Source organism: Serratia sp. Res13-Sevr-LER1-36-b (assembly GCF_015673035.1).
Taxonomy (GTDB): Bacteria; Pseudomonadota; Gammaproteobacteria; order Enterobacterales; family Enterobacteriaceae; genus Chania; species Chania fonticola_C.
Genome location: NZ_JADACK010000018.1, coordinates 83,575 through 105,834, shown reverse-complemented (window position 1 = coordinate 105,834; position 22,260 = coordinate 83,575). Strand labels below are relative to the sequence as shown.

The following is a 22,260-nucleotide window of genomic DNA, read 5'->3' as shown; positions in this document are numbered from 1 at the left end:
TTATTTATGGCCATTGCCGCCACCACCAATGAATCACTCGACAACAGCATTGCCGGTACCGGCGCCAAAAGCGGTGCGAATGGCAATACCAGCCAGGATCTGAGCAACAATTTCCTGACGCTGTTGGTGGCCCAGTTGAAAAACCAGGACCCCACCAACCCGATGCAAAACAACGAACTGACTACCCAACTGGCCCAGATCAATACGGTTAGCGGGATCGAGAAGCTCAACACCACGCTGGGGTCGATCTCCGGCCAGATCAGCGGCAACCAGTCAATCCAGGCCAGTTCGCTGATTGGCCACGGCGTGATGGTGCCGGGCAAGGAGATCCTGGTGGGTAATGATGCTGGCAAGGTCAGCACCACGCCGTTTGGCGTAGAGCTGGAACGCACCGCCGATTCGGTGACGGCGACCATCAGCGATGCCACCGGCAAAGTGGTTCGCACTATCGAACTGGGAGGGTTGACCGCCGGTGTGCACTCCTTCTCCTGGGACGGTTCGCTGGAAGATGGCACCAATGCGCCCGACGGCTCTTACACCGTGGCGATCAACGCCAAAAACGGCGGTGAGCAGTTGGTGGCGCAGCCACTGCGTTTCGCCATGGTTAACGGCGTCACGCGCGGTACGGACGGGGCAAAACTGGATCTGGGCGTGGCGGGGACCTCAACGCTGGATGACGTGCGCCTGATCCTGTCCAAACTGGGTTCGCCAGACTAAGCGCAGTGATTTTCCACGTCGGCAATGGATCACGCGATCCTGAAGACACCTTTTTAAATGACCTATTTCGGAGAACGACATGGCTTTTTCTCAAGCGGTCAGCGGTTTAAACGCGGCTGCAACCAACCTGGATGTGATTGGTAACAACATCGCCAACTCCGCCACCTACGGCTTTAAATCTGGCAGCGTATCCTTTGCCGATATGTTTGCCGGCTCGCAGGTCGGGCTGGGGGTGAAAGTGGCGGGGATCACCCAGAACTTCAACGGCGGTACTACCACCAACACCAACCGGGCAATGGATATCGCCATCAGCCAGAACGGCTTCTTCCGTATGCAAGACGCCGATGGCGGCATCTTCTATACGCGTAATGGGCAGTTCATCATGGATGCCAACCGCAACATCACCAACATGCAAGGGTTGAGCCTGACCGGCTACCCGGCTGCTGGTTCGCCGCCAACCATCCAGCAAGGGGCCGATCCGGTACCGCTGAGCATCCCTGAAGGCATGATGAACGCCAAAGCCAGCACCAGCGGCAATATGGTGGCCAACCTGAAATCGACCCATAAGCCACCGGCGGTGACGCCATTCGATCCCAACAAGACCGACTCGTTTAACTACGTCAACACCATTACCACCTATGACACCCTGGGCAACGCTCACAACATCAACGCCTACTTTGTTAAAACGGCGGATAACAAGTGGGACGTTTACACCCAGGACGGCAGCGTGACGGGTGCTCCGTCGGCCAAAGCGGGCAGCCTGAACTTTGACAACAGCGGTACGCTGACCGGCACGCTGAATGCGCAGGGTCAGCCAAGCACCACGCCATTCAACCTGGTCGTGCCAATGTCGGCTAAAGACGGCGCGCTGGCGCAAAACTTTAACCTGAGCTTTGCCGGTAGTCTGCAACAGAACGTCGGCAGTGACTCTGTCAGCAAGATTTCCCAGGACGGCTATGCCACCGGGGAATACCAGGGTTTCCAGATCAACAAAGACGGCACCGTGGTCGGGGTATACAACAACCAGCAGACCCAGTTGCTGGGGCAGATCGTGTTGACCAACTTCTCCAACCCGGAAGGCCTGGCCGCACAGGGCGATAACGTCTGGAAGGAGACCGGTGCTTCAGGTCAGCCACGTGTGGGCCTGGCGGGCGGTGGCGGTTTCGGTTCACTGACCAGCGGAGCGCTGGAGTCTTCCAACGTCGATCTGAGTCAGGAACTGGTAAACATGATCGTCGCGCAGCGTAACTACCAGTCAAACGCGCAAACCATCAAAACCCAGGATTCGATCCTGCAAACGCTGGTCAGCCTGCGCTAATAGGATTGATTTATGGATCACGCGATTTATACCGCGATGGGTGGAGCCCGGCAGACGCTGGAGCAGCAGTCGGTCACGGCCAACAACCTGGCCAACGCCTCCACGCCGGGGTTCCGCGCACAGCTTTCGGCGCTGCGTGCGGTGCCGGTTGATGGGCCAAGCATGCAGACGCGGACGCTGGTGGCAGCTTCGACGCCTGGGGCTGACATGAGCCAAGGGCCGCTGAACTACACCGGGCGGCCACTGGATGTGGCATTGCAGCAGGACGGCTTTCTGGCGCTAAGGCTGCCGGATGGCACTGAAGCCTACAGCCGTAACGGCAGCATCCAGATCTCCTCCACCGGGCAGTTGATGGTGCAGGGTGTGCCGCTTATGGGCGATGGCGGGCCAATCGAAGCCCCGCCGCAGGCAGAACTGACGCTGGCGGCGGACGGCACCATCTCGGCGTTAAATCCGGGCGATCCGCCTAACACCATTTCCCAGATTGGCCGCTTGAAGCTGGTGAAGGCCGATGCTCGGGAAGTGGTGCGCGGGGACGACGGCCTGTTCCATCTGACTGCCGAGGCTCAGCAGCAGCGTGGCAACCAACTACCGAACGATCCTGATGTACGGATCATGCCGGGGGTGTTGGAGGGCAGCAACGTCAAACCGCTGGAGACGATGGTGGATATGATCGCCAACGCTCGCCGGTTCGAAATGCAAATGAAGGTCATCCACAGCGTGGATGAAAACGCACAGCGCGCCAACTCATTGCTGTCAATGAGCTGAGTGCAGAGGAATAAATCATGATCCCATCCTTATGGATTGCCAAAACCGGTCTGGATGCGCAGCAGACCAATATGGACGTGATCGCCAACAACCTGGCGAACGTCAGTACCAACGGGTTTAAACGCCAGCGTGCGGTGTTTGAAGATCTGCTGTACCAGACCATGCGTCAGCCCGGGGCTCAGTCTTCCGAGCAGACCACGCTGCCTTCCGGTTTGCAGATTGGTACCGGCGTACGTCCGGTGGCGACCGAGCGCATCCACAGCCAGGGCAACCTGTCGCAGACCAACAACAGCAAAGACGTGGCGATCAAGGGGCAGGGCTTCTTCCAGGTGGTGTTGCCGGATGGCACCCAGGCCTATACCCGCGATGGTTCATTCCAGATCGATCAGAATGGCCAGTTGGTAACCGCCAGTGGTTTTCAGGTACAACCGGCGATCACCATTCCGGCCAACGCCCTGAGCATTACCGTGGGCCGTGATGGCATCGTCAGCGTGACCCAGCAGGGCCAGACGGCGGCGCAGCAGGTCGGGCAACTGACGTTGACCACCTTTATCAACGATAGCGGTCTGGAAAGCATGGGTGAAAACCTGTACCAGGAAACCGAAAGCTCCGGCGCGCCTAACGAAAGTACCCCCGGCCTCAACGGGGCAGGCCTGTTGTATCAGGGTTATGTTGAAACCTCTAACGTCAACGTGGCGGAAGAGTTGGTCAACATGATCCAGACCCAGCGCGCCTATGAGATCAACAGCAAAGCGGTATCAACGTCTGACCAGATGCTGCAAAAGCTGACGCAACTGTAATCGACGGGCGCGGCTTGCTGCGCCCGTAATCCTTATCCAGAGCAACAAAGGCGATACCCGTGGTAACCACCTTTTTAGCGGCCAGCGTGCCGCAGCAAGGCAAACGCGTCCTGGCCGGGCTGCTGATGCTGACAGTCGGCGGCTGTGCCTATATTCCGCATACCCCCCTGGTTGACGGGGCTACCACGGCTCAGCCCGCTCCGGCCGGTGCTCCGGTGCCGAACGGTTCGATTTTCCAGACGGTGCAGCCGATGAACTACGGCTATCAGCCGCTGTTTGAGGATCGTCGCCCGCGTAATATCGGCGACACCCTGACCATCGTGCTACAAGAAAACGTCAGCGCCAGCAAGAGCTCATCCGCCAACGCCAGCCGCAACGGATCCAGCAAATTTGGCGTAGCCACTTCACCGCGTTACCTCGACGGGCTGCTCGGTAACGCGCGCGCCGACATGGATATCTCCGGCGACAGCACCTTCGGCGGCAAGGGCGGGGCCAACGCTAACAACACCTTTAACGGCACCATTACCGTCACGGTCAATCAGGTCTTGGCCAACGGCAACCTGCACGTGGTGGGCGAAAAGCAAATTGCCATAAATCAGGGCACCGAATTCATCCGTTTCTCCGGTGTGGTTAACCCCCGCACCATCAGTGGCAATAACTCGGTCACGTCCACCCAGGTGGCGGATGCACGCATTGAATACGTCGGCAACGGCTATATCAATGAAGCGCAGACCATGGGGTGGCTACAGCGCTTCTTCTTAAATGTTTCACCGTTCTAAGGATTGACCGATGTTGAAAAAGTTACTTCTCACACTGTCCATGATGCTGGTTTGCCTGCCCGCGACGGCGGAGCGCATCCGCGATCTGGTGACGGTACAGGGCGTACGCGACAACGCGTTGATTGGTTACGGCCTGGTCGTGGGGTTGGACGGCTCTGGCGACCAGACCATGCAAACCCCGTTTACCACCCAGAGCCTGAGCAACATGCTGTCGCAACTGGGGATCACCGTACCGCCAGGCACCAACATGCAGTTGAAAAACGTGGCGGCGGTGATGGTAACCGCCAAGCTGCCGCCGTTCTCCCGTGCGGGGCAGAACATTGACGTGGTGGTGTCCTCAATGGGTAACGCCAAGAGCCTGCGCGGCGGGACATTGCTGATGACACCGCTCAAAGGCGTGGATAATCAGGTCTATGCGCTGGCACAGGGTAACGTGCTGGTCGGCGGTGCCGGTGCGTCCTCCGGGGGGAGCAGCGTGCAGGTCAATCAGTTGGCCGGTGGCCGTATCAGCAACGGCGCTTCCATCGAACGCGAATTGCCTACCACCTTCGGCCAGGATGGCGTGATCAACCTGCAACTGAACGACGATGATTTCACCCTGGCACAACAGATCAGCGATGCCATCAACCGCCAGCGCGGCAGCGGCACTGCCTCTCCGCTCGATTCCCGTACCGTGCAGGTGCTGGTGCCACGCGGCAATAGTTCGCAAGTGCGTTTCTTGGCGGATATTCAGAATATCAGCATTAACGTTGGGGCGATGGATGCCAAAGTGATCATCAACTCCCGGACCGGTTCGGTAGTAATGAACCGGGATGTGGTACTGGATTCCTGCGCGGTGGCACAAGGGAACCTGTCGGTGGTGGTCGATCGGCAAAACACCGTCAGCCAGCCGGATACGCCATTCGGCGGTGGCCAGACCGTGGTGACGCCGAATACCCAGATTTCCGTGCAGCAGCAGGGCGGTTCACTGCAAAAAGTGAACGCCAGCGCCAACCTCAATAACGTGGTTCGCGCGTTGAATGCGCTGGGGGCGACGCCGATCGACCTGATGTCTATCTTGCAGGCAATGCAGAGCGCTGGTTGCCTGCGTGCCAAACTGGAAATTATCTGATGAGCAGCGATCTGATGGCTATGTCGGGTGCTGCCTATGACACCCAGTCGCTGAACGGCTTGAAGCGAGATGTTGCCGCCGATCCACAGGGCAATATCAAGCAGGTGGCCCAGCAGGTGGAAGGTATGTTCGTGCAGATGATGCTGAAAAGCATGCGTGCGGCGTTGCCGCAGGATGGCGTATTGAGCAGCGACCAGACGCGGCTGTATACCTCGATGTACGACCAACAGATCGCCCAACAGATGTCGCAGAAAGGCCTAGGGCTGGCGGACATGATGGTCAAGCAGCTCTCCGCCGGAAACAGCCGCCCAAGCGAAACCGCTGGGACGGTGCCGATGGCGCTGGACAACGAGGTGTTGCAGACCTTACCACGTCAGGCATTGGAACAGATGGTACGCCGGGCTGTGCCAAAAATACCTTCGGCGCCTCCCTTGCCGCTGAGCAATGGTAACTTTGTGGCACAGCTGTCCATTCCGGCACGGGTTGCCAGCCAGCAAAGCGGTATTCCGCACCAGTTGATTGTGGCGCAGGCTGCGCTGGAGTCTGGCTGGGGGCAACGCGAGATCCCAGCGGCGGATGGCTCACGCAGTTACAACCTGTTTGGTATCAAGGCCGGTAGCAGTTGGGACGGTCCAGTGACCGAGATCACCACTACCGAGTTCGAGGAAGGGGTGGCGAAGAAGATCAAGGCCCGCTTCCGCGTTTATGGCTCCTATATGGAAGCGATTGGGGATTACGTCAAACTGCTGACCAACAACCCGCGCTACGCCAACGTTGCCAGTGCCAGCAGCCCCGAGCAGGCGGCACATGCGCTGCAAAAGGCCGGCTATGCGACCGATCCACTGTATGCCAAAAAGCTGGTCAGCATGATCCAGCAGATGAAAAGCGCTGGGGAGCAGGTAACCAAGGCCTATACCCACGATTTGCAGGATCTGTTTTAGCCGTCGGGCGCTGCATGCAGCGCCCATTTTTTTACTCAAGTTTGCCGTCAGATGGCCGATAACCCAAACAGGCTGGATGGCAACGCCCGGCACAATTTTTGACCTCTGTGGGCCGCTGGCACCGCAGCATAAGGAACCTCTATGTCCAACAGCTTAATCAATACCGCGATGAGTGGCCTGAATGCGGCGCAGGTTGCGCTTAGCACCGTCAGTAATAATATTTCCAACTACAACGTGGCGGGCTATAACCGCCAAACCGCGATCCTGGCGCAAAACGGCGGCCTGGGCACCATGAACGGATTTATCGGCAACGGAGCCACCGTGACTACGGTCAATCGCGAGTATAACCAGTTCATCATGACCCAACTGCGCGGGGCGCAAAGCGAAGCTTCGGCCCAGAACAGCTACTTCGAGAAAGTCTCCCAGATCGACAACCTGCTGGCGTCTAAAACCAACACCCTGGCATCGGGGATGGAAGATTTCTTCAAAAATCTGCAAAACGTCGTCAGCAATGCCGGGGATGACGCAGCCCGTCAGACTGTGTTAGGCAAGGCCAACGGCCTGGTGAATCAGTTTAACAATGCGGACAAGTATCTGCGCGATATGGATGCGGGCGTCAACCAGCAACTGAGCGACAGCGCCAACCAGATCAATACTTACAGCCAGCAAATCGCCCGCTTGAATAACGAAATCACCCAGGTGCGGGCCAGCAGCGGCGGCAGCGAGCCGAACGCCTTGCTGGATCAGCGCGATCAGTTGGTGACGGAGCTTAACAAGGTGGTCGGCGTTCAGGTCACCCAGCAGGACGGTGATGCCTATACCGTGACCTTCGCCAACGGTTTGACGCTGGTGCAGGGCAACTCCTCCTATCAGGTGACGGCGATGCCTTCCAGCAAAGACCCGTCTCGCCTGACGCTCGGTTACGATCGCGGCAATGGCGCTAACGAAATCCCGGAAAGCCAGATTGGCAGCGGCAGCGTCAGCGGCGTGCTGAAGTTCCGTAGTGAATCGTTGGACGGCGCACGCAACCAGTTGGGGCAACTGGCCCTGGCGCTGGCCGATAGCTTTAACCAGCAGCATCGCGAAGGCTTTGATATCAACGGCGATCCGGGGGAGGATTTCTTCAGCTTCTCCGGTGGGCGTACGGTCAACAATACCAACAACACCGGCAATGCCTCGCTGTCGGTCTCCTTTACCGATACCAGCAAGGTCAAGGCCAGTGACTACCGCATGGAGTTTGACGGTGCCAACTGGCAGGTCACGCGCCTGTCCGACAACGTCAAAGTACCTGCCACCGCAGGCACCGATGCGGATGGCAAACCGACGCTGAGCTTTGATGGCCTGCAGATCGGCGTGACGGGCAACGCGAAGAAGAATGACAGCTTTACCGTGAAGCCGGTTAGCGATGTGGCCGGTACCCTGAAGGTTGCCATCAGCGACTCGGCCAAGTTTGCTGCCGCAGGAAAGGAAGATGGCGGTAAGGGCGATAACGACAACGTCAAGAAACTGCTCGATCTGCAAACCGCCAAAGTGGTGGATGGCAAAGCAACCTTGAGCGGCGCCTATGCCGGATTGGTCAGTAGCGTGGGTAACCAGACCGCTACCGCCAAGGTCAACGCCACCGCACAAACCAATATTGTGACCCAATTGCAAACCCAACAGCAGTCTATCTCCGGGGTTAACCTGGACGAAGAGTACGGCGAACTACTGCGTTTCAACCAGTATTATATGGCCAATGCGAAGGTGATCGAGACCGCCAGTTCATTGTTTGACACCATATTGAATATTCGTTGATTTTACCGTTAACCGCAGCCGGTATGCCGGCTGTGGATGCCCTTAGTGAGGAACCCAACCCATGCGCATGAGCACCAGCATGATCTACCAGCAGAATCTGTCGGGGGTCACCAATAATCAGTCTCTGTGGATGCAGTCCGGGCAGCAGCTTTCCAGTGGCAAGCGCGTGCTTTACCCTTCGGACGATCCGTTAGCGGCGTCACAGGCGGTGATGATCTCGCAGTCGATGTCAGAAAACAGCCAGTACGCTCTGGCGCGTACCTTTGCCCGTCAGAACATCTCGATGGAAGAAACCGTGCTGCGTAGCGCCGCCGACGGCATCAAGGACATGAAAACGCTGATCGTCAACGCCGGTAATGGCACTCTCAGCGATAATGACCGTGACTCTTTGGCCACCCAGTTGCAGGGGCTGAAAGATCAGCTACTCAGTCAGGCCAACAGCACCGACGGTAACGGCCGCTTTATTTTTGCCGGCTTTGCCAATGACAAAGCTCCGTTTGTCGAGCAGGGTGGCAAGGTGGTTTACCAGGGCAGCAACTCGGCCATTGAGCAGAAAGTGGATGCCAACCGCACCATGACCGTGGGCCACGCCGGCAGCTCGATATTTATGTCTCTGACCAGCAATATCAAACCGGAGCCGGACGGCAGCCGTTCCGAAGCCAACGTGTTCGAGAGCATCGATATAGCGCTGAAAGCGTTGAAGACCCCGCTGCAGGGAGCCGATGAGGATACCCGTGCGCAGGTGACTGCGGCGCTCGATAAGGCAACCCGTGGCCTGGATAACAGCTATAACAACGTGCTGAGCACCAGTGCAGTGTTGGGGACTCAACTGCAGGAGTTGGACGTGTTGGATAGCATTGGTATCGAAAACAATACGGCTAATAAAAATCAGCTGACCGCGCTGGTTGAGGCGGATGTGGTGGAGGCGATCTCGTCTTACTACATGCAACAGGCTGCCTTGCAGGCATCGTATAAGACCTTCAGTGATATGCAAGGTATGTCGTTATTTCAAATGAATCGATAAGAAATAGTTATTCACGCTTGTAGGGCACTGCGCCCTATAACGTGGATATAGAGCGCAGTACCGTTTTTACACAGCTTGATTTAACGGCGGGAAACGTCAGGATATTCAGGCTGGATAAGTGACCTTACTATTTTTAACGCTACGCATTAAAAACAGATTATTTTTTCTTTTTGGCTATGGTCCAGATTTTTCCGCAGGCGGACGCTGTGATCTGAATGCGATTAGTGGTCCAATGCGCCATACCCAAGGCTCTGCGTGCTTTCCTGTTAGTTTTCGCTTTCATTTGATACTCCTGGCTATATTGAGATAAATAAAGTCCCGCCGCCATCAGATGCGGTTATTTTATTTTCTTGGTGTTCAGTTGGTGTTAATAAATCACGTGACCAGCTTAATGGTCTTTTACCGCTTTTTTATACGGCGTGGGATTTATTTAATGAGGCCATTCTAAGGGGGGTATTTTATTATTCAAGCCCGGCAGGATAATCGCCGCTAAATCTGGTTAATTTCACTTTTTCAACTTTTTATCTCGGAAAATATCTTTCCCTGCTAGTTTGTCTCGCGGCTAACCTCAGCGTTAAGGGGACATACCGCCGATCACTGTCGCCAGCCGATCGAAAAACTCACCGAACAGATGCTCGCAGAAAGGGGCCAGCATCGGCATCATCATGCCAAGGGTCAACATGCCGATGGTTAACGTGACCGGGAAACCGATCACAAACACCGAAAGCTGCGGGGTAACGCGGTTGAGCAGGCCAAGCGCCAGGTTCAGCGTCAGCAGCAGGCAGATCAGCGGCAGCGCCAGCATCATACCGTTAATGAAGATCAGTGTTCCTGCCTGGGTCAGCGCCAGGAAACCGTTGCCGTTCAGCGGCTGTGCCTGGATCGGCAGGGTATGGAAGCTGTCTGCCAGCAGCGAGATCAGCCACAGGTGACCATCGAAGCTGAGGAACAATAACATCGCCAGCAGGTTCAGCAGGCGCGCCAGCAGTGGCGTATTGGGGCCGCCGGAGGGGTCGAAGAAGGTAGCGAAGGACAGCCCCATCTGCATGCCGATCACCTCACCTGCCAAGCGCACTGCAGCAAAGGCGAACTGCATCGTCAAACCGATCGCCACGCCGATCAGGATCTGCTGTACGGCCAGCCACAGGCCGGTGACGGAAAACAGGGGGATATTGCTGGTGGGCAGCGTGGGGGCGATCAGCAAGACGATCAGGCCGCCCAGGCCAATTTTCACCCGCTTGGAGATCTGTTTTTCGCTGAACAGCGGGGCGGTGCTAATCAGCGCCAGGACGCGCAGCAGAGGCCAGAAGAACTGGCTGAGCCAGACGCTGAGTTGGGCGCTGTCAAAGGTCAGCATGGTTAGCCGATCAGGTTCGGCAGGTTGCTGAACAGCATGCGCATGTAGTCCAGCAGCAGGTTGAGCATCCACGGCCCGGCAACGATCAGGGTGGCGACCACGGAGAGAATTTTGGGAATGAACGACAGCGTCATTTCGTTAATCTGCGTGGCGGCCTGCAACAGGCTGACGATCAGCCCGCTGAACAGCGCGGCCAGCAGCAGCGGGGCGGCTAGCGCCAGCGCCACTTTCATCGCTTCCGTACCCAGCGCCATTACCGATTCAGGTGTCATCTCTTTTCTCCAATATGGGAGGTTGCGTTCTGCCCCTCACCCCAACCCTCTCCCGAAGGGAGAGGGGGCTAATCTGTGCTCCTTCGAAGAGAACACTAAAGCAACAACAAACTCGATAGGTCCCTTCTTCGAGGAGAGAGGGGGCTAATCTGTGCTCTTGGTAAGCCTGTGCTCCTTCGGCAAGAACACTAAAGCAACAACAAACTCGATCGGCCCCATCGTCGAGGGGAGAGGGGGCTAATCTGTGCTCTTGATAAGTCTGTGCTCCTTCGGAAAGAACACTAAAGCAACAACAAACTCGATAGGTCCCTTCTTCGAGGGGAGAGAGCTAAATGGTGCTTTTGATAAGTCTCTGTACCTTCGGCAAGAACACTACGGCATCAGCACACTCGATCGGTCCCCTCTCCTGGGGGAGAGGGTTAGGGTGAGGGCGAGGGGGCAACACCGATCTAGCTATAAAAACTCTGCGCCAGCGATCCCAACAGCAACTGCCAACCATCCACCAGTACAAACAACATCAGCTTGAACGGTAGCGAGATGGTCGCGGGTGGCACCATCATCATCCCCAGCGCCATCAGCACGCTGGCTACCACCAGGTCGATGATCAGAAACGGAATAAACACGGTAAAACCAATCTGGAAGGCGGTTTTCAGCTCACTGGTGACATAGGCGGGCAACAGAATACGCATCGGGACGGCCTCCGGGCCTTCCAACGCGGGCAGGTTAGCCAGCCTGGCATACAGGGCGAGATCGCTTTCCCGCGTCTGGCGCAGCATAAACTCGCGCAGCGGTTGCGAACCTTTGTCGATCGCTACCTCCATACTGATCTTGTCCTGGCTGAACGGCAGGTAGGCATCCTGGTACACCTTGTCGAACACCGGTGACATGATGAAAAAGGTCAAGAACAGCGCCAGCCCCAGCATCACCTGATTGGGCGGTGCCGACGGAGTGCCGAGGGCGTTACGCAGCAGCCCCAGCACGATGATGATGCGGGTGAAGCTGGTCATCATCAGCAGCATCGCTGGCAGGAAGCTGAGTGAGGTGATCAGTACCAGCGTTTGCACCGGCAGCGTCCAACTTTGGCCGCCGTTGGCCGTAGGTTGGCTAATCAGCCCCGGCAACTGTGCCAAAGCCGCAGGGCTGAGCAGTAGCAGGCCAGCGGCCAGCAGCGGGCCAAAAGCCCGGCGGTGGGAGAGTGGATTCATGCCGATTTATCCGGGCGTTTTAATACGTTTTGCATCAACTGGCGGAAATCTGCCGGTGTTTTATGGTCGGTTGCTTCCTGTGCCGGTGGGGCGGGCAGGGTGTGCAACGGGGTGATCTGCTGAGCCGTAACGCCCAGCACCAGCCAGGTGTTATCCACTTCAACCACCACCACGCGTTCGCGTTGGCCAACCTGACAGCTGGCACGCAGGTTGAGCAATTTTTGATTGCCACGGGCCTGCGGGGCAAAACCCAGCCGGCGAAACAGCCAGCCAGCGAGCAGGATCAGCAGCAAAATAGCGCCGAGCGCGCTGCTGACCTGCATCAATACCGAACCGGTGGGCAGCGCCGAACCGGCGGGCTGCTGGGTGCTTTGCGTCTGCACGCTGGCGTTGGGGTTCATCAGCGGCTCAGGCGGCGCATGCGCTCGGAAGGCGTGATGATATCGGTGATGCGTACGCCGAACTTGTCGCCGACCACCACCACTTCGCCCTGAGCAATCAGATAGCCGTTGATCAGGATATCCAATGGCTCACCGGCCAGACCATCCAACGCCACCACCGAGCCTTGCGACAGGCGCAGCAGTTCTTTGATGGTCATCTTGGTACGGCCCAGCTCCACGGTCAGCTTGACCGGAATATCCAGGATCAGATCGATATCTTGCAGGCTACCCAACGCATCCTGAGCTTCCAGCGACTTGAATACGCCTTCGGTAGAGGCGGATTTTTCGGTCGCCTGTTGCTCGTTAAACGCATCAGCCCACAGATCGTCTACGGAGTCCTTCTCTTCGCCAGACGGTTGTTTAGGATCACTCATTGGGCCGTTCCTCACTCAGGGCATTCAAAATAGGGTTAATCAAATGTTCAACACGCAGGGCGTACTGCCCGTTCAAGGTGCCGTATTGGCTGGTCAAGACCGGGACGCCGTCAACATGGGCGATCAGGCGTTCCGGCTTATCGATCGGTAACACGTCGCCCGGCTGGAGTTTCAGCACTTTCGACAGGCGCATCGGGATATCGACAAAGTTGGCTATCAGTTCAAGTTCGGAGTGCTGAACCTGTTTCACCAGCGTTTCTCGCCACTGGCTGTCTTCCTGGCGGGAGTTCTCCACCGGTGGGTTAGTCAGCAACTCGCGCAATGGCTCGATCATGGCGAATGGAATACAGATATTGAACTCACCGCTCAGCGCCCCGATCTCCACCTGGAACGGCGTGGTTACCACGATATCGTTGGGAGAGGTGGTGATATTGGTGAACTTGACCTGCATTTCGGCACGTACGTATTCCACATCGATCTTGTAGATGGCGCTCCAGGCATCGCCGTAGGCGTCCAGCGCCAAACGCAACATACGCTTGATCACCCGCTGTTCGGTTGGCGTAAATTCCCGGCCTTCCACCTTGGTAGGAAAACGGCCATCGCCACCGAACAGGTTATCCACGGCGATAAACACCAGGCTGGGGGCAAACACAAACAGCGCCGTGCCGCGCAATGGGTTCAGGTGGACCAGGTTCAGGTTGGTCGGCACCGGCAGGTTGCGGGCAAACTCATGGTATGGCTGGATCTTGATCGCCCCGACGGTAATGTCCGGGCTACGGCGCAACAGGTTAAACAGCCCCATGCGAAACTGACGGGCAAAACGCTCGTTAATGATCTCCAGCGCTTGCAGGCGCTCACGCACCACGCGGCGTTGGGTTGTGGGATCGTAAGGTTTGACCTCGCTTTCATGGCCGATGACGGCGGCGGGTTCATCCCCCGCGCTGTCGCCATTGAGCAGTGCGTCGATCTCGGCCTGTGAAAGAATATTGTCGCCCATGGTTTATTACCGCAGTATGAAGGCAGTGAACAGCACGTCGCTGACCACTTGCTTCGGTTGTCCCGTAACCAGCGGTGGGCTGAGCACGTCTTTTATCTGTGCCACCAGTTGCTGTTTCCCTTGCTCGTTGGCCAGTTGACTTGCTTCCTGTCGTGAAAGCAGCATTAGCAGACGGCTACGCACTTCCGGCAGAAAATCGTTCAGCCGGCGGCGTGTTTCTTCATCTGGCAGGCGCAGCGTCAGGCCGATATACAGCACGCGGTCCGTGTTGTTATCCGGCGTCACCAGATTGACGGTAAAGGTATCCAGCGGCATAAACACCGGTGCCGGAGGTGGCTGTTTTTTTTCCTCGGCGGCGGGTTGACCGTTCTTATGCTGCTGCATCAACCACCAGCTATAGCCCGCGGCACCACATGCGCCCAAGGCGATCAGTACCAGCAGGATCACCAGTATTGGACGTTTTTTTGTTGCTGCTGTTGGAAGGGGGTTCTGAGACATTACTAAGCCAAATCCTGTTCTCTGCGTGCAGATAGGCAGCACGCAATACATGTAAAGCTATTATCCCGCTTATTCTGGGCTGCAATAGCCAGAATAGGCGGGGAAAAGCGTGCCAGCTTGGGCGTTTGCACGCCGTCAGGCGAAAATATCAACGCCGTCGACCGAACGGGCCATCGCCTGCAGCGCCGCTGGGGCGCTCAGGGCTTCAACGCCGGTTTCGGCGCTGCCGTGTTGTTCACGGTAAGAAGGCTGCCCGCCTTGGTGAGAGGCCTGCTGCTGTGACTGTTGCGGCTGCGGCAGTGACTCACCGCCAACGCTGCTCTGGCCAAGGTTGATGCCACTTTCCGCCAGCGCATGGCGTAGTTGGGGCAGCGCGGCTTCCACCGCCGCACGAACCTGGCCGTGTGCCGAGGCGATATGCAACTGGGCCTGGTTATCGTCGAGCTTCAGCGTGATTTGCAAGGCACCCAGTTCCTGCGGATGCAGGCGTAACTCGGCGCTCTGCTGGCCGTTACGGTGGAACATCAGCACCTGCTGACTCAGCGCCTGTTGCCATTCCGGGCTGCCGAGTTGAGCGTTCAACTGTGGCGTTGCCGGTGCGCTCACCGTCGCGCTGACGGGTTGGCTGGCGGTCACCGGGCTGGAAACAGCCGCAGGGGCCGTGTGCTGTGGCGTTGCAGTAGATTGCGCCGATTCAGCCGCCAGTTTCAGTGGGGTGGTGCCGCTATCCTGATTGTCATCGGCCTGAGAAGACAGTACCGCCGCCGCGTCAGTTTTGGCGGCCAAGGCGGATTTATCGTCTGCGTTCGGCTGCGATTTTGACGCTGGCAGACCGGTAGTGGATATCGCGGGTTTTTCGCTCAGGGTGGCTAACAGTGATGCAGCTCCTGTCAGCGGCGCTTCGTCCCCGTTTGGCTCAGCGACGGTTGCAACCCCATTCCCCGGTAACGACTGCACTACGGTGGCAGGCAGCATGGCAAACAGGGCCTGCAAGCTGGCCGCATCCAAAGTATCGACAGGGTGCAACGGCTGTTCGTCATCGCGCTTGGTTAACCGGGTTTGGCTATCGTCTACCGTATCCAGTTCCTGCGGAGCGGCCAGCAAGCGGCCACGATCGCTAAACGAGGTCAGCAGTTGGTTAAGCTGTTGGCGGCTGAGGGTTGAGATTTGTGGATCTTCGGCCAGTAGCTGGGCCACGTTCGGCTTGCCTTTCAGTTGACCTTCGGGCGTGAAGCGCTCGCCGAGCAGTTGAGCAAAGCTGGCAGACAGTCCGGCATCATCCAACGACAGCGCGGTAAGGCCAGTCTCCGTGCCGTCAGCGGTCGCTGGCAAGCCAGAGAGAACGTTGAGATTCATGGGTTTAGATTCCTTTGTGAACTGCGTTGAGCGAACTCATCCATCAGTTTTTGGTCACGCTTGTTTTCCAGTATCAGTTCGGCGCTGAGGGCTCGGGTGTTGAGCGTTTCAAAAGCGTTCAGCCGCTGCTGTTTGTCCTGCCACTGCTTGACCGCCCGTTCTACCTTCTCGCTCCACTGCAGCAACTGCTGGCGGTGCTGGCTGATGGCCTGCTCAAGCGTGCCGATAAACTGCTGGTAGTTTTGCCAACTGGCGGAACCCATGCCGCTAGACAGAGTGTTGTTCAGCTTTTGCCGATACTCATCCTGGTAGTTGAGCAGCATGGCAAGCTGTTGCTCCGCCGCCTGTTGCGCCTGACGTGCCTGGCCGAGGTGCTGTGCGGCCTGTTCTACGGCATCCTGCGCCAGATCGCGCAGGATAATCAGCGGTGATTGTGGTTTCATGGTGCTCAGGCTCCGTGGTTAAACAATCAGTTGCTGCAACTGCTGGCAGGCATCGTCGTAGCCGCTGCGCTCGAAGATGCCCTGTTGCAGATAGGCTTCCATCTGCGGATACAGCGTCATGGCCTTGTCCAGCAGCGGATCGCTGCCTGCGGCGTAGGCTCCTACACTGATCAGATCGCGGTTACGTTGGTAACTGGCCAGCATCTGTTTGAAGTTACGTACCCGCCGGTAATGCTCCTCGTCGATCAGCGAGGTCATGGCACGGCTGATCGAAGCTTCAATATCGATGGCGGGGTAGTGGCCCGCCTCCGCCAAGCGCCGGGAAAGAACCACATGGCCATCAAGGATGGCACGTGCCGAATCGGCAATCGGGTCTTGCTGGTCATCGCCCTCGGTCAACACGGTATAAAACGCGGTGATGGAACCGCCGCCAGTGATGCCGTTACCGGCACGCTCTACCAACGCAGGCAGTTTGGCGAATACCGAAGGTGGATAGCCTTTGGTAGCCGGCGGTTCCCCGATCGCCAAGGCGATTTCTCGTTGCGCCATGGCGTAACGGGTCAGGGAATCCATAATCAGCAGCACGTGTTGGCCACGATCGCGGAAATCCTCAGCTATACGGGTGGCATAGGCGGCGCCTTGCATGCGTAGCAGCGGCGAAACGTCTGCCGGTGCTGCGATCACCACCGAACGGGCTCGCCCCTCGGTGCCGAGGATGTTTTCGATAAAGTCTTTCACTTCGCGGCCACGTTCGCCGATCAACCCAACCACGATAACGTCGGCCTGGGTGTAACGCGCCATCATGCCGAGCAGTACGCTTTTACCCACGCCAGAACCGGCGAACAGGCCCATGCGCTGGCCGCGGCCCACGGTGAGCAGCCCGTTGATGGTGCGCACGCCCACGTCGAGTACCTGTTCGATCGGGGTGCGCTGCAACGGGTTGAACGGGGCGGTGATCAGCGGTGCGCGGTAGCCGGTATCTGGTGCTGGCAGACCATCGAGCGGTTTGGCAGCGCCGTCGAGCACCCGGCCAAGCAATGCCGGGCCAAGGGGTAACTGTTTGCTGGCGCTTTGCCCTTCAGGGGAGACGCGAGCATAGACCCGAGCGCCGGGCACGATGCCGTCGACTTCTTCCAGCGGCATCAGGAACAGCCGTTGGCCGTTAAAACCGACCACCTCGCTTTCTACCTCCTGCACCACACCGCTGTCATGGCGTTCGATCAGGCAGGTAGCCCCCAGCGGTAACTGCAAACCGGTGGCTTCCAGCACTAGCCCGGTGGCTCGGGTCAGGCGGCCATAGCGGCGCACCGCGGGCGCACGGGCAATGCGTTTTTCCAGACTGTCCAGCGAGTTCAGCCAGCGGCCGAGACGAACGGTCATCACAGCTCTCCCGGTGCGGCCAGACGGCACAGCTCATGCCAGCGGGTGGCCAGGCTGGCATCCAGATCGCCTTCTTCTGCGCTGACCTTACAGCCGCCTGGGTGTAACTGTCCGTCGGCCAGCAGCCGCCAGCCGTGCAGGCTGAGGGTGACACCAAGCTGCTGCTCTACCCGTTCGTAATCATCCGGGTGTACGCGCAGCTGAGGTTTGCCGCTGAACATCGGTTCTTGCTGGATCAACTGTTGGATCTGGCCGAGCAGGGCGGTGCCGTCGCACACCGGTGCTTGGCCGATCACCTGTTTGGCCGCCGTCAGGGCCAGTTGCATCAGGCGTGAGGCAATCACGCTGTCGAGCGCGTCCAGCGTGTGCTGGAACTCGGTGACCAACTGCTGCCAATGTTCCGTGATCGGTTGCTGCTGCTGTTGGCCTGCCAGAATGCCTTGCTGACGGCCTTCCTCCAGCCCGGCCTGGAAACCGGCGTCATAGCCTTTCTGCTGGCCCTCGGCAAAGCCTTGTTGCTGGCCTTGCTGTTGGGCCTGCAGACGCAGCATCTCCAGCCGTTGCTGTTCGTTGATGCTGTCATCCTGCGGGATGATGATCACCTCAGGTGGGGCTTCGGGTTCCAGCACCGGTTTGGGATCCGCCAGGTCGTTAAGCGACCAGGGCTGCCAGGGCAGGGTGTTGAGGCGATCAGACATAGGTGTCCTCGCCACCGCCGATGATCATTTCGCCGGTTTCTGCCAGGCGACGTACCACCAACAGGATGGCCTTCTGTTCGTTCTCCACCTGAGACATACGCACCGGGCCACGGTTGGCCAGGTCGTCGCGCAGGATATCGGCGGCACGTTGCGACATGTTCTTGAGGAACTTCTCGCGCAGCGGTTGTTCGGCCCCTTTCAAGGCGATCAACAGGGATTCGCTTTCCACGTCCTGCAACAGGCGCTGGATGCTGCGATCGTCCACTTCCACCAGGTTTTCGAACAGGAACATTTCGTCGATGATCTTCTGCGCCAGCTCGCCGTCGTAGTCGCGCATGGCACCGATAACCGCCTCTTCCTGCTGGGTTTTCATCAGGTTGATAATCTCGGCGGCGGTACGGACGCCACCCATTTTGCTGCGCTTGAGGTTCTGGCCGTCCAGCAGGTTGTTCAGCACTTCGGTCAGCTCTGCCAGGGCGTCTGGCTGTACACCGCCGAAGGTGGCGATACGCAGCATCACGTCGTTGCGTAGGCGCTCCTCGAACTGGGCCAGGATATCCGCCGCCTGGCCGCGCTTGAGGTGAACCAGGATGGTGGCAATGATCTGCGGGTGTTCGTCGCGGATCAGATCGGCCGCGCTCTGCGGTTCCATAAAGTTGAGCGTTTCCATGCCGGAGGTGTCTTCGCGTGATTCGAGAATATCCTCCAGCAGGCTGCTGGCACGTTCTTCACCCAAGGCTTTAACCAGCACCGAGCGCAGGTAGTCGCTGGCATTGACGCTCAGCGCGGCATACTGTTCGGCATCGTCTTCAAACTCGCGGAGGACTTCCCCCAGCTGTTTGTGGGACACCTGACGCATACTGGCCATGGTGCCACTCAACTGCTGCACTTCCCGTGACGAGAGGTGTTTGAAGACTTCGGCGGCGCGATCTTCACCCAGCGTCATCAGCAGGATGGCGCTCTTTTCGGTACCTGTCAGGCTCATAGTTCGTTACTCATCCATTGACGGATCACCAGGGCGACCACGCGTGGATCTTTATCGGCCAGTTCGCGGATCCGCTGGCCCTGGACTTCAGCATTGACGCGCTGCTGTGATTTCTTATGCAGCGCCTGCTCTTCATGACTTGGCTTGTTCACCTCAGCCGGGCGACTGGCTGGCGTATTGGCAGCGACCACTGCAGCTTGTTGCGCCACCTGACGGCTTTGCAACTGCGGACGAACTAGCTTGCGCCACAAAATCCAGGCCACCAGCAGTACCAGCAAATAACGGCCTGCGTTGAACAACTGATCGATAAACGACTGTGACTGCCAGAAAGGCAACTCGCCGCCGGTCTGCTCTACATCGTTGAACTGGGTGTTGACCACGTTAAGCGTATCGCCACGGCTGCTGGAGTAACCCATCGCTTCACGGACCAGCGATTCCACCTGGGCCAACTGCTCTTTGCTCATCGGCAGCGGTTTGCCGTCCTTATCGGTGCCCAGGGTGTTGAGCACCACGGCGACCGACAGGCGTTCCACGGCTCCAGCCTTGTGCTGGGTATGACGAATGGTGCGATCCACCTCATAGTTGGTGGTTTCATCACGGCGACTGTTTTGCGCTACGTTACCGCTAGCCCCGGTACGGGTGCTGTTATTGGCATTGTTTGCCGTGGCGGGAGTATTAGTATTGCCCGCAGCCGTAGTTTTTGGTGTTTCTATCGGTGCAGTCGGTGCTGCACTCGGCTGGTTGGAAAGGGCACCCGGTACGCCGCCGATCGGTTGCCCGCCGTTCTGTTCACTCTGACTGAACTGTCTGGAGCGTATCGCGGATTTATCCGGCTGCTGGTTGGGCTGGTACTGTTCGTCGGTTTGCTCGCGGGTGGAGAAATCGATTTGTGCCGTTACCTGTGCACGCACGTTCGCGCTGCCGACAATCGGTGCCAGAATGGCTTCAATACGGCGCTGATAGCGGTTCTCAACCTCATTGGCGTACTTCAGCTGTGCGGCATTGAGATCGCGCCCGGTGCCGTCGGATTGGGTCAGCAGGCGGCCAGCCTGATCGACCACCGTGACGTTGCCCGGCGGCAAACCGGCCACGCTGCTGGACACCATATACACCACGGCATTGATCTGGCCATCGTCCAAGGTGCGGCCAGGTTGCAGCGTTAGCGTTACGGAAGCTGAAGGATTCTTTTGTTCGCGCACAAACAGCGAAGGCTTAGGCAACGCCAGATGTACACGGGCATTCTGTACCGGCCCCAGGGATTCGATAGTGCGTGACAGTTCGCCTTCCAGCGCGCGCTGGTAGTTGATCTGCTCGCTGAACTGGCTGATGCCGAATTTTTCCTGATCCAGCAGTTCAAAGCCGACGGCTCCTCCCTTAGGCAGCCCCTGTTGCGCCAGACGCAGGCGCGTTTCATGCACCTTCTCCGCCGGGATCATCAACGCAGAGCCGTTCTCGGTAAAGCGATAGGGGATGTTCATCTGCGTGAGTTGCGTGACGATAGCGCCGCCGTCGCGATCGTTGAGATTGCTGTACAGCACGCGGTAATCCGGGCTTTTGGCCCATAGCGTCAGCGCAACCACGATGGCGATCGTCGCCGAGGCCGCGATCAGCAGTGGAATTTTAGGGTTGGCACGCAGGCGATTCCATAGGGCCAGCAGGCCGTTATCACGGCTTTCACCATTCATGCTGGTACCCACTCTGGTGGGTTCGAGGTATGGCTAGCGTTGTTGTGTGATGACAAAACAGACTCCCTGAATACACAGTTCTTTACGGCCTAACAAAAGCGCCCCCATTTTTGGGCATGCCATTATTTGCTCTAGGGGCAAATTTTGATGGCCCGATAAACCGGTGTTTTTGCAGTTAATTAGCCGCTTTAACCGGAAAACACTGTGGTAGGGTGTTCAGCATCGGGATCATGCAGGCGAATGAAGGCGCGGTTTTCCCGCCGTCTTTCAGGCCACCGCTTGAAATCCATAGGGTATGAATGAAGTGACGAGGTCATGATGGCAATTCAGGGTATTGAAGGAGTGGTGCAGCAGTTGCAAGCCACGGCGGTTCAGGCCGGAGCGCTGCGACAAAACGATCCGGTGCAGGGAGCAAGCTTTGCCAATGAGTTAAAGGCGGCTCTCGGTAAGATCAGCGAGACTCAACAAACTGCGCGCCAGCAAGCACAGAATTTTGAATTGGGTGTGCCGGGTATCAGTTTGAACGACGTGATGGTCGATCTGCAGAAGTCTTCGGTGTCTTTGCAACTGGGAGTGCAGGTGCGTAATAAACTGGTTGCGGCTTATCAAGACGTGATGAATATGGCGGTGTAGCGGTAAATAAAGGGTGGCTTTAGCGCAAGCTCTGTATTGGCGTAAGCCTCCCTAATGTGATTCTCAGTGGTTTTCGGCCCGTTTGCCTAATCAATAAATCATGGCAAGCCGGTGTCTTGAGCGTCGACGGTGTTTTTTATGGGCAACACCAATCTTTTTACTATCAATAACTTTGGCGTGTTTCTTAAAGGAAAAAAGGCATAAAACAGTCAGCGATGCTACCAAATACTCCATTATCTTATCCTCCTTGAAATTGGTTAATTAAGCTAATATTTGTAGTTATTGTCCTAAATGTCAATTAACCGGGATGTAAATTAGATATATCCTTACCGCATCAAGGAACTATCTCATATTTTTGAGTGGAGTCGTTCTCTGTCGCTTTTAGCCCACGCAAAAAGTATAGCCCGACGGTGAGGCAATTGAGTCTCATTCAAGCACTGGCAGAAAACCGCGAACGGTGTAACTTAAAGAAATACCTCTGTTTTATTGAAAGAACTAATTCCTAATGTACGGTGGTTGTTATTTTTTTGATCGTACTTTGGAGTCTGCTGATGCTGTTGTGGATAAGATGAACGATGCACAGCTTTGGCAAGGATGTTATTTCTTCTACGGAAATAATCGCGCTAATAGTATTTACTCAGGAAAGGTGATGAGCACTAAAAGTGAAGTGAGATGGCGTTTTTTC

At 57.3% G+C, this 22,260-nt stretch carries 24 protein-coding genes; 10 read left to right on the top strand and 14 right to left on the bottom strand.

The genetic code is table 11. From position 1 onward, the window contains the following. The first annotated feature begins 6 nt into the window (after window positions 1-6). The 9 genes from flgD (at window position 7) to flgL (ending at window position 9,252) form a co-directional block, all read left to right on the top strand. Window positions 7-717 carry a flagellar hook assembly protein FlgD gene (gene flgD / locus IMQ33_RS12195; RefSeq protein ID WP_024486455.1) on the top strand — a complete coding sequence of 237 codons (711 nt, stop codon included), beginning with the start codon at window positions 7-9 and terminating at the stop codon, window positions 715-717. A 79-nt stretch (window positions 718-796) separates the two neighbouring features. After that, complete coding sequence (flgE, locus tag IMQ33_RS12190; protein WP_024486454.1) at window positions 797-2,035, top strand: flagellar hook protein FlgE; 1,239 nt, start codon at window positions 797-799, stop codon at window positions 2,033-2,035. A 12-nt stretch (window positions 2,036-2,047) separates the two neighbouring features. Continuing rightward, window positions 2,048-2,803: a flagellar basal body rod protein FlgF gene (locus tag IMQ33_RS12185; protein ID WP_021180942.1), complete on the top strand. Its 756-nt coding sequence runs from the start codon at window positions 2,048-2,050 to the stop codon at window positions 2,801-2,803. A gap of 17 nt (window positions 2,804-2,820) precedes the next feature. Beyond that, entirely contained in the window at window positions 2,821-3,603 is a 783-nt protein-coding gene (gene flgG, locus IMQ33_RS12180) for a flagellar basal-body rod protein FlgG (protein WP_021180943.1), read from the top strand. A gap of 125 nt (window positions 3,604-3,728) precedes the next feature. After that, the gene (gene flgH / locus IMQ33_RS12175) at window positions 3,729-4,382 is read left to right on the top strand and encodes a flagellar basal body L-ring protein FlgH (RefSeq protein WP_046808516.1); all 654 of its coding nucleotides are present in this window, start codon (window positions 3,729-3,731) and stop codon (window positions 4,380-4,382) included. A 10-nt stretch (window positions 4,383-4,392) separates the two neighbouring features. Next, window positions 4,393-5,493 (top strand): flagellar basal body P-ring protein FlgI, encoded by a 1,101-nt coding sequence (locus tag IMQ33_RS12170; RefSeq protein ID WP_174334301.1) that lies wholly within the window; start codon window positions 4,393-4,395, stop codon window positions 5,491-5,493. Further along, a complete protein-coding gene (gene flgJ / locus IMQ33_RS12165) occupies window positions 5,493-6,434 on the top strand; it encodes a flagellar assembly peptidoglycan hydrolase FlgJ (protein ID WP_196061886.1) in 942 nt (313 codons plus the stop codon). Before IMQ33_RS12170 ends, flgJ begins: the two co-directional genes overlap by 1 nt. Before the next feature lie 141 nt (window positions 6,435-6,575). Then, entirely contained in the window at window positions 6,576-8,228 is a 1,653-nt protein-coding gene (gene flgK, locus IMQ33_RS12160) for a flagellar hook-associated protein FlgK (RefSeq protein ID WP_196061885.1), read from the top strand. 61 nt (window positions 8,229-8,289) lie between these two features. Further along, complete coding sequence (gene flgL / locus IMQ33_RS12155; protein ID WP_196061884.1) at window positions 8,290-9,252, top strand: flagellar hook-associated protein FlgL; 963 nt, start codon at window positions 8,290-8,292, stop codon at window positions 9,250-9,252. A gap of 157 nt (window positions 9,253-9,409) precedes the next feature. Here the strand turns inward: flgL and sra are convergent, their stop codons facing one another. The 14 genes from sra to fliF all read right to left on the bottom strand — a co-directional run bounded on the left by sra (window position 9,410) and on the right by fliF (window position 20,942). After that, a complete protein-coding gene (gene sra / locus IMQ33_RS12150; protein WP_196061883.1) occupies window positions 9,410-9,535 on the bottom strand; it encodes a stationary-phase-induced ribosome-associated protein in 126 nt (41 codons plus the stop codon). A gap of 291 nt (window positions 9,536-9,826) precedes the next feature. Beyond that, window positions 9,827-10,609, bottom strand: coding sequence for a flagellar biosynthetic protein FliR (gene fliR / locus IMQ33_RS12145; protein ID WP_196061882.1), 783 nt, complete (start codon window positions 10,607-10,609; stop codon window positions 9,827-9,829). Between the two features lie 2 nt (window positions 10,610-10,611). Then, window positions 10,612-10,881 (bottom strand): flagellar biosynthesis protein FliQ, encoded by a 270-nt coding sequence (fliQ, locus tag IMQ33_RS12140; protein WP_021180950.1) that lies wholly within the window; start codon window positions 10,879-10,881, stop codon window positions 10,612-10,614. Between the two features lie 449 nt (window positions 10,882-11,330). Further along, a complete protein-coding gene (gene fliP / locus IMQ33_RS12135) occupies window positions 11,331-12,086 on the bottom strand; it encodes a flagellar type III secretion system pore protein FliP (protein WP_037413205.1) in 756 nt (251 codons plus the stop codon). Beyond that, window positions 12,083-12,487, bottom strand: coding sequence for a flagellar biosynthetic protein FliO (gene fliO / locus IMQ33_RS12130; RefSeq protein WP_196061881.1), 405 nt, complete (start codon window positions 12,485-12,487; stop codon window positions 12,083-12,085). The genes fliP and fliO overlap by 4 nt, the downstream gene beginning before the upstream one ends. Then, entirely contained in the window at window positions 12,487-12,900 is a 414-nt protein-coding gene (gene fliN / locus IMQ33_RS12125) for a flagellar motor switch protein FliN (protein WP_021180953.1), read from the bottom strand. The genes fliO and fliN overlap by 1 nt, the downstream gene beginning before the upstream one ends. Then, window positions 12,893-13,897: a flagellar motor switch protein FliM gene (fliM, locus tag IMQ33_RS12120; RefSeq protein WP_021180954.1), complete on the bottom strand. Its 1,005-nt coding sequence runs from the start codon at window positions 13,895-13,897 to the stop codon at window positions 12,893-12,895. The genes fliN and fliM overlap by 8 nt, the downstream gene beginning before the upstream one ends. 6 nt (window positions 13,898-13,903) lie before the next feature. Beyond that, window positions 13,904-14,395, bottom strand: a complete 492-nt coding sequence (gene fliL / locus IMQ33_RS12115) for a flagellar basal body-associated protein FliL (protein WP_196061880.1) — start codon at window positions 14,393-14,395, stop codon at window positions 13,904-13,906. A 135-nt stretch (window positions 14,396-14,530) separates the two neighbouring features. Next, window positions 14,531-15,751 carry a flagellar hook-length control protein FliK gene (locus IMQ33_RS12110; protein ID WP_196061879.1) on the bottom strand — a complete coding sequence of 407 codons (1,221 nt, stop codon included), beginning with the start codon at window positions 15,749-15,751 and terminating at the stop codon, window positions 14,531-14,533. Next, window positions 15,748-16,194: a flagellar export protein FliJ gene (gene fliJ / locus IMQ33_RS12105; RefSeq protein WP_024486398.1), complete on the bottom strand. Its 447-nt coding sequence runs from the start codon at window positions 16,192-16,194 to the stop codon at window positions 15,748-15,750. Before fliJ ends, IMQ33_RS12110 begins: the two co-directional genes overlap by 4 nt. Window positions 16,195-16,212: 18 nt before the next feature. After that, window positions 16,213-17,574, bottom strand: a complete 1,362-nt coding sequence (fliI, locus tag IMQ33_RS12100) for a flagellar protein export ATPase FliI (RefSeq protein ID WP_196061878.1) — start codon at window positions 17,572-17,574, stop codon at window positions 16,213-16,215. Beyond that, a complete protein-coding gene (gene fliH, locus IMQ33_RS12095) occupies window positions 17,574-18,272 on the bottom strand; it encodes a flagellar assembly protein FliH (RefSeq protein WP_174334305.1) in 699 nt (232 codons plus the stop codon). The genes fliI and fliH overlap by 1 nt, the downstream gene beginning before the upstream one ends. Further along, a complete protein-coding gene (gene fliG / locus IMQ33_RS12090) occupies window positions 18,265-19,257 on the bottom strand; it encodes a flagellar motor switch protein FliG (RefSeq protein WP_021180960.1) in 993 nt (330 codons plus the stop codon). The genes fliH and fliG overlap by 8 nt, the downstream gene beginning before the upstream one ends. Then, complete coding sequence (fliF, locus tag IMQ33_RS12085) at window positions 19,254-20,942, bottom strand: flagellar basal-body MS-ring/collar protein FliF (protein WP_196061876.1); 1,689 nt, start codon at window positions 20,940-20,942, stop codon at window positions 19,254-19,256. The genes fliG and fliF overlap by 4 nt, the downstream gene beginning before the upstream one ends. Before the next feature lie 318 nt (window positions 20,943-21,260). Between fliF and fliE the strand changes: the two genes are divergently transcribed. Next, window positions 21,261-21,575 (top strand): flagellar hook-basal body complex protein FliE, encoded by a 315-nt coding sequence (fliE, locus tag IMQ33_RS12080; RefSeq protein ID WP_046808515.1) that lies wholly within the window; start codon window positions 21,261-21,263, stop codon window positions 21,573-21,575. The last annotated feature ends 685 nt before the right edge of the window (window positions 21,576-22,260 follow it).